The following is a 15,082-nucleotide window of genomic DNA, read 5'->3' as shown; positions in this document are numbered from 1 at the left end:
GGCCGGGACGGGCGACGGCACCGCCGTGCGGTCTTCAGCGCATCCGGCCCGTCGCGCGGCCCGCCAGCAGGTCGCGGAGTTCGCGGGCGTTGCGGCGGCTGACGGCGAGCACCCGGTCGCCGATCCGGACGCTCACGTTGCCCCCGTCCAGGCGGAGTTCCTCGATCCGGCCGAGGGCGACGAGCCGGCTGCGGTGGATGCGGACGAAGCCGCGCGAGCGCCACTGCTCCTCCAGAGTGGACAGCGGTATCCGCACCAGGTGGCTGCCCCGGCCGGTGTGCAGCCGCGCGTAGTCGCCCTGCGCCTCGACGTGGGTGATGTCGGCGAGGGGCACGAACCGGGTCACCCCGCCCAGTTCCACGGGCACCTGGTCGCCGGCGGCGGGTGCCGCGGGCGCGGGCGGCGCCGGGGCGGCCGGGCGGGGACCCTGTCCCGCCCGGACCAGCTCGGCGACCCGTCGTACCGCCTCGGCGAACCGCTCCTCGCGCAGCGGCTTGAGCAGGTAGTCCACCGCCTTCAGGTCGAAGGCGCGCACGGCGAAGTCCTCGTGGGCGGTGACGAAGACGACGAGCGGCGGAGCGGCGAACCCGGCCAGCAGCCGGGCGAGTTCGAGGCCGCTGAGGCCGGGCATGTCGATGTCGAGGAAGACGACGTCGAAGCCCTCCGTGCCGTCCGGGCCCTCCGCCATGGTCCGGCTCAGCCGGCGCAGCGCCTCGGTGGCCTCCAGGGCGGGCACGGCGGTGCCGACCCGCGGGTCCTTGCCCAGCAGGTAGAGCAGTTCTTCGAGCGCGGGTTCCTCGTCGTCCACGGCCAGGACGCGCAAGGGCGCGTCGGTCACCCTCATGTGCGGCGGCTCCTCTCGTCCTCGACCGCCCTCCCATGGTGGTCCCGCCGAGGGGCGCCGTCGAGATCGCGGACGGTGGTGTGTCCCGGCCGTGACCAGGCCATGATCCCCTTGTCCGCGTATCGACCGTCATGAGGAGGCCCGGTGGCACAGCGGCGAGCCGAGGAGCGGGACGCGCACCACGCGCGCGGGGGCCGGTTCCGGCCGCCGGGCCCCGCCGGGCGTCGGCTGCTCGCCGAGCACGTACCGGCGCCGGCGGGCGGGCGCTGCCTGGACGTCGGCTGCGGGCTCGGTGAACTCGCCCGGCACCGAGGGCCTGTCGTTCGGATCATGCCGGGCTCGCGGGCCCTGGCACCGCTCCCCGATCCGGCCTGATCCAAACGAAAGACCCTGGCCGCGTCCGGGTACCGGGTGGACGCCGTGGACCTGTCCGCCGTCGCGCTCGCCAAGCCCCGGGAGGCCGGCGGGACCGGGGTGACCTACCGGCAACTGGACGTCGAACGGGACGGTCTGGACGACCTCCCGCACGACGCGTACGACTTGATCACCGTCCGGCTCGGCTGGGCGTTCGTCCGCGACCGCACCCGGGTGCTCGGCCGGCTGCGGGAGCGGCTGCGTCCCGGCGGCGCGCTCTGCGTGATCACCCCGGTGGCGGGCGCCGTACCGGAGCGCGAGCGGGGCGTGGCGCTGGACGAGGAGGAGATCGGGCTGCTGTGCGCGGGGCCGGGAGTCCGCCGGGCGGTACGACGCCGACGGCCTGGCCCTGCTCGCCCTGCGCGGCCCCGCCCCCGCCGCTCCGGTCCGCGCCGGCAAGGGCCGGCCGGCCGCGCACGCGCTGACCGGTGCCGGTGTCGTCGTCACGGACGCGGCGGGACGGGTGCTGCCGGGCTGGCCGGTGCGGGGCAGGTGGGAGCTGCCCGGCGGCAAGAACGAGCCCGGCGAGGACTTCGCCGCGGCGGCCGTGCGGGAGCTGGAGGAGGAGACGTCCCTGAAGGCCGGCCCCGCCGGCGCGCGGGTGCGGGCGGTCCTGATGGACTCGGTGGACGGCATGCCCCGGGTGACGGCCGCCGTCCAGGTCACGGCGTTCACCGGCGAGCCGGTCGTCACCGAGCCGCGGCTGATCCGCCGCTGGGAGTGGCACGAGCCGGCCGACCTCCCCTGCCTCACCCGTCCGCTGTTCACACCGAGCGCGCACGTCCTGGACACGGTGTGGCCGGGACTGCTGCCCGGCCTGCCGCCGGTGCACCGCTATCCGGTCACGCGGTACTGACGCCACGGCGGCACCGACGCGGGACCGCGGCAGGGCCCGGGTACGGGGGCGCCGGCCGGCGGGGTCAGTCCGGTAGCACCAGGCGGGCCGTTTCGCCCGGTCCCACCGGTACCACGCGGTCGTGCAGGCGGAGGTCGATGGGCGAGCGGCCGGAGTCCGGTACGGCGATCTCCAGCAGGCCGCTGCGCAGGCGCAGGCGGACGCCCCAGTGGCCGCGGTAGCGGATGCCGAAGCCGTAGGAGGACAGCTCGGGCAGGGGCACCGGGTCGAGGCCCAGGCCGCCGGAGCGGGTCTCCAGGCCGGTCAGTCCGCGCTGGACGAGGTCGAGCGTGCCGGCCATCGCCCCGAGGTGGATGCCCTCGCCGGTGGTGCCGCCCTGGAGGTCGGCGATGTCGCCGCGCAGCGCCTCCTGGACGAAGCTCCAGGCGTCGGAGCGGCGGGCGCGGGCCAGTATCCAGCCGTGCACCAGGCCGCTGAGGGTGGAGCCGTGACTGGTGCGGTGCAGGTAGTGGTCCACGGTCGCGAGCCAGACGTGCTCGTCCAGGTGGTACCCCAACTGAGCGAACAGGCGGCGCAGTTCGAGCGGGGAGAACAGGTAGCCCAGCATCAGCACGTCGGCCTGCTTGGACGCCTTGTAGCGGTTGACGGTGTCGCCCTCCGCCTCCAGGATGCGGTCCAGGCGCCGGATGTCGTCGTACCGCCTGCGGTAGCCGGGCCAGTCCAGTTCGGCGAGGTCGCCGTAGCCGTCGAACTGGCTGATCACCCCGTCGTGGAAGGGGACGTGCAGGCGGCGCGAGACCTCCGTCCAGCGGCCGGGTTCGTCCTCGCCGAGGCCGGTCAGCTCGGTGAGTTCCCGGCGGCGCGGCTCGGGCAGGCCGTGCAGCAGTTCCAGGGCGCGGGTGAGCACCCAGGCGGCGGTGACGTTGGTGTACGCGTTGTCGTCCAGGCCGGGACGGGCCGCGCCGGGGTAGGCGTCGTGGTACTCGTCGGGGCCGACCACGCCCCGGATGCGGTAGCGGCCGAGGTGGTCGTCCCAGGTCGCCGACTGCCCCCAGAAGCGGGCGATCTGGAGGAGCACCTCGGCGCCCTCGCCGTGCAGGAACTCGATGTCGCCGGTCGCCTCGCAGTACTGCCAGACGTTGTAGGCCACGGCCGAGCCGACGTGGTGCTGGAGCCGGGAGTGATCCGGCAGCCAGTGGCCGGACCGCGGGTTGAGGTGCAGCTGCTGGGTCTCCTCGCGGCCGTCGCTGCCGCTCTGCCAGGGGTAGAGCGCGCCGCCCCGGCCGAGGTCCCGGGCCGCGTGGCAGGCGGCGTCCAGGCGGCGGTGGCGGTAGCGGAGCAGGGCGCGGGAGACCTCGGGGAGGTGGAGGTTCAGGTAGGGCAGGACGAAGAGTTCGTCCCAGAAGACGTGCCCGCGGTAGGCCTCGCCGTGCAGGCCGCGGGCGGGGACGCCGACGTCCAGGTCGGCGGTGTGCGGGGAGAGGGTCTGCAGGACGTGGAACAGGTGCAGGCGCAGGATGCTGCCCGCCTCGCCGGGCACGTCGAGCGCGGTGCGTCGCCACAGCTGCTCCCAGGTGGCGTGGTGGGTCTCGCGCAGTTCGTCGAAGCCGGGGGCGGCGTCGGCCCGGTCCACGGCCGCGCGCAGCGGGTCGCCGATGGCCGGGTCGCGGGAGGTGTGCAGGGCGACGGTCTTGTCGACGGTGGCGGTCCGGCCGGGCGGCAGGGACAACCGGAGCCGCTGGACGGCGCGGTGGGCCTCGTTGGCGTGGGTGACCGGCACCCCGGCGGTCAGCCGGGCGGCCAGTCCGACGCTGATGTCGGAGGTCCGGGTGCGGCAGCGCAGCCAGACGGTGCCGGGTGCGCCGGTGCCGGCCTCGATGCGGCTGAGGTGCCGGCCGTCCAGGTCCCGGTAGCGGGCTACGCCGGAGTTGGTGACGCGTCCGTCGAGCGCGGCCTCGACGTCCAGCTCGACGGTGTGGCCCTCGGCGGTGAACTCGGTCCGCAGGGCCGCGAGATGAGGGTCGGCCAGATGGACCAGGCGTACCTGGCGCACGAGGAGCGTGGCGTCGGGGCCGACCGGGTAGCGGGTACGGCGTTCCAGCAGACCGGGGTCGAGGTGGAGCACCTGGTGGTGCTCGGTGACGGGCACGGTGTCCGGGGTGAACCAGTCGCCGCCCGCGGGCCGGAAGCGCAACGGCAGCCAGTTGGGCAGGTTGACCATGTCCTCGTTCTCGACGCGGCGCCCGGCGACCTCGGAGGTAAGCCGGTTGTAGCAGCCGGCCGCGTAGGTGCCCGGGTAGTGCACGTCGTCCGCGACGCACTCGGGCAGCGCCCCGCGGGTGGCGAAGTAGCCGTTGCCGAGGGTGCACAGCGACTCCCGCAGGCGCTCCTCCGCCGGCCGGTAGCCGTCGTACTCCCAGACGTACTCCCAGGGGTACTCCCAGGGGTGCTCCCACGCGGGTCCCGTCACCGTCACCCCTCGGACAGCAGGCCGGCGAGGATCCGGTCGGGGGTGAGGGGGAGGGTGCGGAAGCGGATGCCGGTGGCGTGGTGGACGGCGTTGCCGAGGGCGGCGGCGGTGCCGACGATGCCGATCTCGCCGATGCCCTTGCTGCCCATGGGGTTGAGGTGGGTGTCGTGTTCGTCGATCCAGTCGGCCTCGATGGCGGGGACGTCGGCGTGGACGGGCACGTGGTAGGAGGCGAGGTCGGACTCGGGGAAGTCGCCGAAGGCCGCGTCCAGGGTGCTGTGCTCGGTGAGGGCCATGCCGAGGCCCATGACCATGGCGCCGGTGAACTGGGAGCGTGCGGTGCGGGCGTTGAGGATCCGCCCGGCGGCGAAGACGCCGAGCAGCCGGCGCACCCGGATCTCGCCGGTGACGGTGTCGACGGCGACCTCGGCGAAGTGCGCGCCGAACGCGTGCCGCGCGTAGGGGCTCTCGGCGTCGGCCGTCCCGGTGGTGTCGGCGCGGACGACGTGGCGCTCGCCGGACGGCGGGGCGGGCTCCGCGGCGAGCCGGGTGCACGCCTCGTGCACGGCCCAGCCCCAGGAGGCGGTGCCCATGGAGCCCCCGGCCAGCGGGGCCGGCGGCAGATCGCTGTGGCCGATCTCGGTGCGCACCCGCTCCAGGGGGACGCCGAGGGCGTCGGCGGCGATCTGGGCGAGGACGGTACGGGCTCCGGTGCCGATGTCGGCGGCGTTGACCCGGATGACGAAGGTGCCGTCGGGCCGGGCCTCGGCGGTGGCGGTGGACGGGGCGGTCTGCACGGGGTAGGTGGCGGCGGCCACGCCGGTGCCGATCAGCAGCGGGCCCTCGCGGCGGATGCCGGGGCGCGGGTCCCGGCCGGCCCAGCCGAAGCGGCGGGCGCCCTCGCGCAGGCACTCCACGACGTGCCGGCTGCTGAACGGCTTGCCGCTGCCCGGTTCCCGGTCCGGTTCGTTGCGCACGCGCAGCTCCACCGGGTCCATGCCGAGCACGTCGGCCAGTTCGTCCATGGCGGACTCCAGGGCGTACATGCCGGGTGACTCGCCGGGGGCCCGCATCCAGGACGGGCTGGGCACGTCCAGCGGCGCCACGTGGTGGGCGCTGCGCAGGTTCGGGGTGGCGTACATGACGCGGGAGACCACCCCGGCGTACTCCACGAACTCCTTCACGCGCGAGGTGTGGGTGGTCACGTCGTGCAGCAGGGCGGTGAGCCGGCCGTCCGGGTGCGCGCCGAGCCGCAGCCGCTGCACGGTCGGGGCGCGGTGGCCGACAGTGGTGGGCAGGTAGCGGCGGGGGTAGGCCACGGTGACGGGCCGGCCGGTGTGGCGGGCGGCGAGCGCGGCGAGGACGACGTCCGGGCGCGGGGTGCCCTTGGAGCCGAAGCCGCCGCCGACGTGCTCAGCGACGACGGTGATCCGCTCCTCGGGCAGCCGGAACAGCCGGGCGAGGACGGACCGCACGGTCGTACCGCCCTGGCTGGAGGTGTACGCGGTGAGCCGGTCGCCGTCCCAGTGGGCGGTGCTGGCGTGCGGCTCCATCGGGTGGTTGTGCAGCGGCGGCACCCGGTAGGTGACGTCGACGCGCACCTCGGCAGCGGCGTAGGCGGCCTCGGGGTCGCCGTGTTCGAGCCGTCCGGGCTGGCCCCCCGCCTCCTCTGGTTCGTAGGCGTCCGGGTGGCCCTCGGCGGGGCCGGTGTCGTGGGGCGCGGTGGCGTAGGTGACGCGGACGGCGCGGGCGGCGGCGCGGGCGGTCTCCAGGGTCTCGGCGACGGCCAGGGCCACGCACCAGCCCCGGTGCGGCACGTCGGGGTTCTGCAGCACGGCGAGCGTGCCGTCCTCGGGCTCGGCGAGCCGGGGCGCGTCGAAGGGGGTGAGGACGGCGAGGACGCCGGGCAGGGCGAGGGCGGCCGAGGTGTCGACGGCGGTGACCCGGCCGCGGGTGACCGCTGCGGGCACGGGCCAGGCGTGGGCGCGGCCCGGCAGGGTGTACTCGGCGGCGTAGCGGGCGGCGCCGGTGACCTTCTGGCGCCCTTCCCTGCGCTCGGCGGGGGCGCCCAGGGCGGTGCCGGTCGTGCCGGTCATGGGTCCTCCGGTCTGGTGAGGGTCAGGCCACTGCCGGGGCCGGGGCGAGACGGTTCAGGACGTCCAGGGCGAGGTTGCCGGCGAGGGACACCTTGTAGGCGTTGTCCCGCAGCGGCTCGGCGTGCGCGAGTTCGAGGGCCACGGCTCCTTCGAAGGCGGCCGGGGTGGCGGGGGCGCCCAGCAGCGCCAGCTCGGTGTGCCGGGCCCGCCAGGGCCGGTGGGCGAGCCCGCCGAAGGCGACGCCCACCTGGTCGACGACGCCGTCTACGACCCGCAGCAGGACGGCCACGGAGGCGAGTGCGAAGGCGTACGACGCCCGGTCCCGGGCCTTGCGGTAGGCGGACGGGGCGCCGGCGGTGGCCGCCGGGAGCAGCACGCCGGTGACGAGCTCGCCGGGGCGGATCCAGGTGTCGCGCTCGGGGTGCTCCCCGGGCAGCCGGTGGAAGTCGGCCACCGGCAGGCGCCGGGTGCCGTCGGTGCCGTACAGCTCGACCTGGGCGTCGAGGGCGGCGAGGGCGACGGCCATGTCGGAGGGGTGGGTGGCGATGCAGTGCGGGGAGTGGCCGAGGACGGCGTGGTCGCGGTGGACGCCGTCCCGGGCGCCGCAGCCGCTGCCCGGCTCCCGTTTGTTGCAGGGTTTGTCCAGGTCCTGGAAGTAGGGGCAGCGGGTGCGCTGGAGCAGGTTGCCTCCGGTGGTGGCGGCGTTGCGCAGTTGCGCGGAGGCGCCGGCGAGGAGTGCCTGGGACAGGGCGGGCCAGCGTTCACGGACGCGCGGGTCGGCGGCGAGGTCGCTGTTGCGGACGGTGGCGCCGACGCGCAGGGAGCCGTCGGGCAGCTCCTGGATGCGGTCCAGCGGCAGCCGGCCGATGTCGATGAGGAGGGCGGGCCGCTCCACGCCGAGTTTCAGCAGGTCGACCAGGTTGGTGCCGCCGGCCAGATAGCGGGCGCCGGGCTGGGCGGCGTAGGCCTCGACGGCCTCTTGGACGCTGCCGGGCCTGAGGTATCCGAAGCCGTTCACTCAGATCACGTCCTCGATCGCCTCGACGATGCGGGGATAGGCGCCGCAGCGGCACAGGTTGCCGCTCATCCGTTCGCGGATCTCGGACCGGTCCAGCGGTACGGGTCCGTCGGCGGGGGCCGCCGGGTCGGTGACGTGGGAGGGGTGGCCGGCCGCGGCCTCGGCGAGCATGCCCACGGCGGAGCAGAGCTGGCCGGGGGTGCAGTAGCCGCACTGGAAGGCGTCGCGGTCCAGGAAGGCCCGCTGGAGCGGGTGCGGTTCCTCGCGGTCACCGCCCAGGCCCTCGACGGTCGTGATCTCGCTGCCGTCGAGGGTGACGGCGAGGAGCAGACAGCTGTTCTGGCGGCGCCCGTCGACCAGCACGGTGCAGGCACCGCACTGGCCGTGGTCGCAGCCCTTCTTGGAGCCGGTGAGGTCCAGGTCCTCACGCAGCAGGTCCAGCAGTACGCGCCGGTGGTCGACGCGCAGGGTGTGCGGTTTGCCGTTGACCCGCAGGGTGACCTCGGAGTGGTGGGATGCGCTGGTCATGGCGGGGGATGACCTTCCGGACGGACGGTGGAGCCGTGCACACCGCGTATCCAGGACACGCGGGGCTCACACGTCCGGAAGGTCATCTCCTTCGCTCACGGGTAGCGGACGAGGTTCGCGACGTTGGTCGTCGCGTTGGACGGACCTCCGGTGTTGTTGATGACGTGGCTGATGGTGCCGGTGCCGCCGAGGGAGACGGTCACCATGCTGGTGAAGCGGACGTTCGGGTTGTCCGGTGCCTCGATGGCGCGGGCGGCCGTCACGCTCGGGTTGACGTTGAAGTAGCAGTAGCTGCCGAGGCCGTACGCCTGGTGGCTGGTGACCGAGTCGGCGACCTTGTAGGCGGCGTAGCCCTGCGTGGAGCCGTTCATCCAGGCGGCCTGGTTCGGCGGGTCGTACGGCATCTCGTTCTGGAAGAAGTAGGTGCGGCCGCCGTTGCCGTTCCAGACGGTCTGGTACTTCTGGAAGTGCTCCACGAACAGCCCGTACATGGTGACGTCGTCCCCGTTGACCACCAGGCCGGTGTCGGCGGTGTTGCTGGTCCAGCCGACGCCGCTGCCGTGGTCGGCGCGCCAGATCCACATGTGGTCGCCGATGACATTGTCACTGTTGACGACGAGGCTGGTCGCGGCCTTGCCGACGCCCGCGCCGCCGACGCGGAAGTACACGTCGTGCAGGGAGGTCGGGTCGGCCGCGTGGGAGGCGGTGGAGCCCGCCGGCCCGACCTCGACCAGGGTCTTGGAGCTGGTGGTGCCGGCGTCGAAGAGCAGGCCCGCGATCTTCACGCCGTCGACGTCGGCGACGGACATCGCGGTGACGCCGTTGTCCGGGACGAAGGTGGCGAGGCCGAGGCCGAGGACGACCGTGTCCGGGCGGGTCACCTTCAGGGTCTGGTCGAGGTGGTAGACGCCGGGCGTGACCAGCAGGTTCTGGCCTGCCGCCAGGGCCGCGTTGATCTGTGCGGCGGTGGCGCCGGGCTTGACGACGTAGAACTGGCTCAGCGGCAGCGAGCTGCCGGCCGGACTGCCGCCGGCCCAGCTCGTCGCGGTGGAACCGGTGCGCACGGACGGCACGAACACCTGGTAGTTCCCGGAGCCGTCGACGTACAGGAACGGCTTCTCCCGGGTGACCGGGCTCTGCGCGACGGTGGTGTACGGCGGGTTCGGGAAGCTGGTGGCCGGGACGCCCTGGCTGCCGACGAACACCATGTTCCAGTTGGAGCCGGTCCAGCTGCCGAGCTGGGAGTTGCGGGTCAGCCACTGCTGCTGCGAACCGGAGTTGACCTGTCCGTCGACCTTGCTGTCGGCGAGGTAGCCGCCGGAGGACCAGCCGCCGTCGTCCAGCGCGAGGTTGCCGCGCAGGTGCATCCGGCGGTAGGCCGCCGCCTGCGAGACCGCCCAGCGGTCGCCGCCGCCGGTGGGGTTGACGGACAGGTTCTCGGCGCCGCGCCAGAAGTTCTGGGTGGCGTTGCCCTGGAACCAGTCGGCCTCGGCGTGCACCGCGCCGTTGACCGTCACCGCGTCCGGGCTCAGGCCGAGGCCGAGCACCTGGGTGTAGAAGCCGACGTTGACGTTGGCGTTGTAGGCGCCGGGCTTGAAGAGGACGGCGTAGCGCTGGGAGCCGAACTGGTTGGTCTCCTGCTGCTTGAAGATCGTGTCCAGCTTGCCCTGGATGGCCGAGGAGGACATCGACGGGTCGAAGACGACGACATTGGGGCCGAGGTCGGGGTCGCTCGCCGACTGGGTCACGGGGACCACCTGGAAGCGCTGGGCGGCGGTGCCGTTGCAGGTGTACTGCACGAACTGCACGCTGTCGGCGAGCGAGGCGCCGGGGTCGTCCAGGCACTTGCCGCTGTTGCGGTTGACGAAGTGGAAGGCGCCGCCGCCGTCGTCCACGGGGAGCCACTGCTGGTTGGTGCCGCCGCCGTAACTCCACAGGTGGACGGGCGCGTTGTCGGCCGTGGAGACGTCGGCGACGTCGGCCACCTGGTTGGTGTCGTTGCGGTTGTTGATGCGGACGTAGCCGCCGCCGGCGTCGGTGAAGCTCCACTGCTGGGCCGTCGTGCCGTTGCAGGCGTACTGCTGCACGGCGGTGCCGTTGGCGGTGGCGGCGGCCTTGGCGTCCAGACACCTGCCGCTCGCGGCGTTCACGACCGTGGCGAAGCCCGTGGGCAGGGCGGCGGCCCCGGCCGTGGCGGCGGGCGCCGGTGCCGCCGTGAGCAGAGTGGCGGCGAGGGACAGGGCGGCGAGCGTGCCCGCCGCCGGGAGGGGTCTGGCCATGTGGGCGGGTGGCCTTTCGGGGTGGGGGGACCGCAGACCCAACAGCCGGGGGACATTCGGCCGTTGGGACCTGCGGGGCTTTGTTTAAGGCGTGAAACTAAAGGTACGGACCACTGGCGTCAAGAGGGGGAACGGGAAACCCGGCCGGACACCGGGACGCCGGCGGGTGCCGGTGGGGCCGGGCGCACGGGGGAGGAAGCGGAGGCGCCGAGGAGCGGCGGATCGGGCGGGGCCGGCGGCCCTGGACCGGGGCGCGTAGGCGGCGGTCTGCCAGGCGGCTTCGGAGGCCGAGAGCGGTGCGACGCCGGGGCCTGGCCGCGTCGGAGGCCGAGGACGGCATGACGCCGAGGCCAGGCCGCCTCCACGGCCGAGGACGGCGTGACGCCAGGGCCAGGCCGCGCCCAAGGCCGAGGCGGATGACCTCGTCCGTGCGGGGCCTGAGCGAGGGGACGTGTCCGCCGGTCATGCTCCCCGCGGTACGGCACCTGACCCGCAGAGGACCCGTTGCCGGGCTGCCGCGCGGGGTGCCCCGCACCCGGACGAACGGCTGCGCGGGTCCGGCGGCCGGCGGGGCGTCGCCCAGGACGAGGAGATCAGGGGACGCCGTCGACGCGCTGCTCACCGCGGCGTGTGCGGGGTGACAGGACGGCGCCGGGGCGGGGCGGCCCGCGGGGTCAGGGGCCGGCCGGTGCTGCCCCACGCTTCGGCACAGGCGCCCTCCACGGACCGGTGACGGACGGCGGCGGGGACGCCGGTGGGGTGAGCGGCGGGGCCGGGCCTCACCCCACCGTCGGCACCTCCGCCCCCACCGTTCCCGGCGCCGCCGCACCCGTCGCCTCGCCGCGCGACGCGAACTGCGTGCGGTGCAGCTCGGCGTACCGGCCCCGCGCCGCCAGCAGTTCGTCGTGCGTGCCGCGTTCCACGATGCGGCCGGACTCCACGACCAGGATCTGGTCGGCGGCGCGGACCGTGGACAGGCGGTGGGCGATGACCACGGCGGTGCGGCCCTCCAGGGCCTCGGTGAGCGCCTCCTGGACGGCCGCCTCGGAGGTGTTGTCCAGGTGCGCGGTGGCCTCGTCCAGGATGACCACGCGCTGGCGGGCGAGCAGCAGCCGGGCGATCGTCATGCGCTGGCGTTCGCCGCCGGAGAGCCGGTAGCCGCGCTCGCCGACGACGGTGTCCAGACCGTCGGGCAGGGACCGGACGACGTCGGCGAGGCGGGCGCGGCCGAGGGCGTCCCACAGTTCCTCGTCACCCGCGTCGGGGCGGGCCAGCAGCAGGTTGGCGCGGACGGTGTCGTGGAAGAGGTGGCCGTCCTGGGTGACCATGCCGAGGGTGGCCCGCAGCGAGGCTGAGGTGAGGTCGCGGACGTCGACGCCGCCGATGCGGACCGCGCCCGCGCCGACGTCGTACAGGCGCGGCAGGAGCTGGGCGATGGTCGACTTGCCGGCGCCGGAGGAGCCGACGAGGGCGACGGTCTGGCCGGGCTCGGCGCGGAAGGAGATGCCGCGCAGCACCTCGGTGCCGCCGCGGGTGTCGAGCGCGGCGACCTCCTCCAGGGAGGCGAGGGAGACCTGGTCGGCGGACGGGTAGGAGAAGCGGACGTCGTCGAACTCGACGGCGACCGGGCCGTCGGGGACCTCGCGGGCGTCCGGCTTCTCGGTGATGAGCGGCTCGAGGTCGAGCACCTCGAAGACCCGCTCGAAGCTGACGATCGCGCTCATCACCTCGACCCGGGCCCCGGCGAGCGCGGTCAGCGGGGCGTACAGCCGGGTCAGCAGCAACGCGAGGGAGACGACCGCGCCGGGCTCCAGGGTGCCGCGCAGCGCGAACCAGCCGCCGAGGCCGTAGACGAGGGCCAGGGCGAGGGCGGAGACCAGGGTGAGGGAGGTGATGAAGACGGACTGGGCCGTCGCGGTGCGCACGCCGATGTCCCGGACCTGGGCGGCCCGCGCCGTGAACTCCGCCGACTCCTCCTCCGGGCGCCCGAACAGCTTGACCAGGGTGGCGCCGGGGGCGGAGAACCGCTCGGTCATCCGGGTGCCCATGGCCGCGTTCAGCGCCGCCGCCTCGCGCTGCATGCGGGCCATCCGGCTGCCCATGCGGCGGGCGGGCAGCACGAACACCGGCAGCAGGGCCAGCGCGAGCAGGGTGATCTGCCAGGACAGGGTGAGCATCACGGCGAGCGTCAGCAGCAGGGTGACCAGGTTGCTGACGACACCGGAGAGGGTGTTGGCGAAGGCGCGCTGGGCGCCGATCACGTCGTTGTTGAGACGGCTGACCAGCGCGCCCGTACGCGTACGTGTGAAGAACGCGACGGGCATGCGCTGCACATGATCGAACACAGCCGTTCTGAGGTCGAGGATGAGTCCCTCCCCGAGCGTCGCCGACAGGCGGCGGCCGAGGATGCCGAGTCCGGCCTCCGCGAGCGCGACGAGCGCGATGAGCAGGGACAACCGGACCACCGTGCCGGAGTCGTGCCCCGCCACGATCGCGTCGACGACGCGGCCGGCGAGCACGGGGGTCGCGACGGCGAGCAGGGCGGTCACCACCCCGAGCAGCACGAACCGGGCGATGCCGGCGCGGTGCGGGCGGGCGAAGGCGGCGATGCGGCGCAGGGTGGCGCGGGCGAAGGGGCGACGCTCGGACTGCGCGTTCATCACGCTGTGCAGCTGCGTCCAGGCGGTGGTCTCCATGCTCATGGAAGAGACCGTAGAACCTCAAGGTTCGTTGAGGTCAATGTCCGCGACGGTTCACCCGCTGTTGGGACGCCCCGGCGACCCTGTGGCGGTGTGACTGCCGTCCCGCTCCCCCGCCGGCGCCCGCCCCGGCGCCTCCCCGTGCGCCAGGTGCTGTGCCTGGTGCCGCTCGGGCTCGTCGCCGTGGCCGCCGTACGGCACCGCTCGGTCCTCGCCGAGGGTTTCGGCCAGCTGCGCGCCGCCTCCTGGCCGTGGCTGCTCGCGGCGGCCACGGCGACCTGTCTGACGTGGGTCGCCGCCGCCGTCACCCGGCAGGGCGCGGTGCTCCAGCCGCTGCCGAAGGGGCGGCTGCTGGCCACCCAGTTCGCGGCGGGCGCGGCCAACCACCTGCTGCCGACCGGGCTGGGCGCGGGCGCCGTCAACCTGCGCTTCATGACCGTGTGCGGGGTGCCGCCGGCGCGCTCCTCGGCCGCGCTCGCCCTGTATCTGGTGGCGGAGTGCGTGGGCCGGCTCGGGCTGCTGGCCGCGCTGCTGGTCGCGTTCCCGGACGCGCTGCGGCTCGGTCCCCTGCTGCCGGACGGCTCGGCGCTGCCGCTGCTGCTGGCCGCGGTGGCCTCGCTGGTCGTGGCGGTGGCCGGGGCGGCGCTCGTACGGCCGCTGCGCACGCGCGTGTCCGCGTTCGCGCGGGACGCCCTGGACGAGGCCCGGTCGGTGCACACCCGGCCGGCCCGCGCCCTGGCGCTGTGGGGCGGCTCGCTGGCCTTCCCCGCGCTTCAGGCGGCCGGGCTCGCGGCCGTCGGGCAGGCGCTGCGGCTGCCGGTGCCGCCCGCGCACATGGTGCTGGCCTACCTCGCGGCGACAGTGGCGGTGGCGCTGGTGCCCACGCCCGGCGGGCTGGGGTCCGTGGAGGCGGCGCTGGTCGTGGCCCTGGTCGCGGTGGGCGGCGAGGCGGCGGTGGCGACGGCGGTCGTGCTGGCCTACCGGATCATCACCGTGTGGCTGCCGCTGGTGCCGGGGGCGCTGACCCTGGGCGCGCTGGTGCGGCTGAAGGTCATCTGAGGCACAGTGGCCCTCCGAGCCGCCCACCCCAGAAGGAGCACCCGCCGTGCCGGTCCGCACAGAACGCGAGGAGTACGTCACCACGGTCGTGCTGTCCCGGCCGGAGGCCCGCAACGCGGTGGACGGTCCGACGGCCGCCGAACTGGCCGACGCCTTCCGGGCGTTCGAGGCGGACGACAGTGCCCGGGTGGCGGTGCTGTGGGGTGAGGGCGGCACGTTCTGCGCGGGCGCGGACCTGAAGGCGGTCGGCACGGAGCGCGGCAACCGGGTGGCACCCGACGGCGACGGGCCGATGGGGCCGACGCGGATGCGGCTGTCCAAGCCGGTGATCGCGGCGGTGGCCGGGCACGCGGTCGCGGGCGGCCTGGAACTGGCCCTGTGGTGCGATCTGCGGGTCGCCGAGGAGGACGCGGTGTTCGGGGTGTTCTGCCGCCGCTGGGGCGTGCCCCTGATCGACGGCGGCACGGTACGGCTGCCCCGGCTGATCGGCACCGGCCGGGCCCTGGACATGATCCTCACCGGCCGCCCGGTGCCGGCCCGCGAGGCGTACGGGATGGGTCTGGTGAACCGGCTGGTGCCCGCCGGGCACGCGCGCGCCGAGGCGGAGGCGCTGGCGGCGGAGATCGCCCGCTTCCCGCAGGCCTGCCTGCGCGGGGACCGGGCGTCGGTCCTGGACCAGGAGGGGCGGGACGAGGAGACGGCGCTGCGCGGCGAACTCCGCCGGGGCGTGGGGGTGCTGGCCGAGGGCGCGCAGGGCGCCGCCCGGTTCGCTTCGGGTGCCGGACGGCACGGGTCGTTCACGGACGTGTGAACCGCCGC

Annotated in this window: 11 protein-coding genes and 1 pseudogene; 5 read left to right on the top strand and 7 right to left on the bottom strand. The window is 74.7% G+C overall.

Translation table 11 applies throughout. From position 1 onward, the window contains the following. Positions 1-34: 34 nt before the first annotated feature. The gene (locus LG395_RS18120) at positions 35-844 is read right to left on the bottom strand and encodes a LytR/AlgR family response regulator transcription factor (protein ID WP_225810455.1); all 810 of its coding nucleotides are present in this window, start codon (positions 842-844) and stop codon (positions 35-37) included. 144 nt (positions 845-988) lie between these two features. On the opposite strand from LG395_RS18120, the gene LG395_RS18115 reads away from it, so the two are divergent. The 3 genes and pseudogenes from LG395_RS18115 to LG395_RS18105 all read left to right on the top strand — a co-directional run bounded on the left by LG395_RS18115 (position 989) and on the right by LG395_RS18105 (position 2,114). Beyond that, positions 989-1,219, top strand: a complete 231-nt coding sequence (locus tag LG395_RS18115) for a class I SAM-dependent methyltransferase (RefSeq protein WP_225810454.1) — start codon at positions 989-991, stop codon at positions 1,217-1,219. A gap of 36 nt (positions 1,220-1,255) precedes the next feature. Beyond that, positions 1,256-1,420 (top strand): annotated as a pseudogene (locus LG395_RS41195) (bifunctional class I SAM-dependent methyltransferase/NUDIX hydrolase); the annotation flags it as partial. Between the two features lie 319 nt (positions 1,421-1,739). Continuing rightward, positions 1,740-2,114 (top strand): nucleotide triphosphate diphosphatase NUDT15, encoded by a 375-nt coding sequence (locus LG395_RS18105; RefSeq protein WP_308071272.1) that lies wholly within the window; start codon positions 1,740-1,742, stop codon positions 2,112-2,114. A 64-nt stretch (positions 2,115-2,178) separates the two neighbouring features. On the opposite strand, the gene LG395_RS18100 is transcribed toward LG395_RS18105, so the two are convergent. The 6 genes from LG395_RS18100 to LG395_RS18075 all read right to left on the bottom strand — a co-directional run bounded on the left by LG395_RS18100 (position 2,179) and on the right by LG395_RS18075 (position 13,207). Beyond that, a complete protein-coding gene (locus LG395_RS18100; protein ID WP_225810453.1) occupies positions 2,179-4,590 on the bottom strand; it encodes a glycoside hydrolase family 65 protein in 2,412 nt (803 codons plus the stop codon). Beyond that, positions 4,587-6,680: a xanthine dehydrogenase family protein molybdopterin-binding subunit gene (locus LG395_RS18095; protein WP_225810452.1), complete on the bottom strand. Its 2,094-nt coding sequence runs from the start codon at positions 6,678-6,680 to the stop codon at positions 4,587-4,589. The genes LG395_RS18100 and LG395_RS18095 overlap by 4 nt, the downstream gene beginning before the upstream one ends. Before the next feature lie 22 nt (positions 6,681-6,702). Next, the gene (locus LG395_RS18090) at positions 6,703-7,698 is read right to left on the bottom strand and encodes an FAD binding domain-containing protein (RefSeq protein ID WP_225810451.1); all 996 of its coding nucleotides are present in this window, start codon (positions 7,696-7,698) and stop codon (positions 6,703-6,705) included. Then, positions 7,699-8,226 carry a 2Fe-2S iron-sulfur cluster-binding protein gene (locus tag LG395_RS18085; protein WP_225810450.1) on the bottom strand — a complete coding sequence of 176 codons (528 nt, stop codon included), beginning with the start codon at positions 8,224-8,226 and terminating at the stop codon, positions 7,699-7,701. It abuts the gene before it with no gap. Positions 8,227-8,321: 95 nt separating this feature from the next. Next, positions 8,322-10,505 (bottom strand): RICIN domain-containing protein, encoded by a 2,184-nt coding sequence (locus LG395_RS18080; RefSeq protein WP_171150673.1) that lies wholly within the window; start codon positions 10,503-10,505, stop codon positions 8,322-8,324. A 779-nt stretch (positions 10,506-11,284) separates the two neighbouring features. Continuing rightward, a complete protein-coding gene (locus tag LG395_RS18075; RefSeq protein ID WP_372463385.1) occupies positions 11,285-13,207 on the bottom strand; it encodes an ABC transporter ATP-binding protein in 1,923 nt (640 codons plus the stop codon). A gap of 90 nt (positions 13,208-13,297) precedes the next feature. Between LG395_RS18075 and LG395_RS18070 the strand changes: the two genes are divergently transcribed. Then, a complete protein-coding gene (locus tag LG395_RS18070; RefSeq protein ID WP_225810449.1) occupies positions 13,298-14,263 on the top strand; it encodes a lysylphosphatidylglycerol synthase transmembrane domain-containing protein in 966 nt (321 codons plus the stop codon). A 46-nt stretch (positions 14,264-14,309) separates the two neighbouring features. Further along, a complete protein-coding gene (locus LG395_RS18065; RefSeq protein ID WP_225810448.1) occupies positions 14,310-15,074 on the top strand; it encodes a crotonase/enoyl-CoA hydratase family protein in 765 nt (254 codons plus the stop codon). The last annotated feature ends 8 nt before the right edge of the window (positions 15,075-15,082 follow it).

This window comes from Streptomyces spinosus (assembly GCF_020400655.1).
GTDB lineage: Bacteria > Actinomycetota > Actinomycetes > Streptomycetales > Streptomycetaceae > Streptomyces > Streptomyces argyrophylli.
This window is presented reverse-complemented; position numbering and strand designations above follow the sequence as displayed.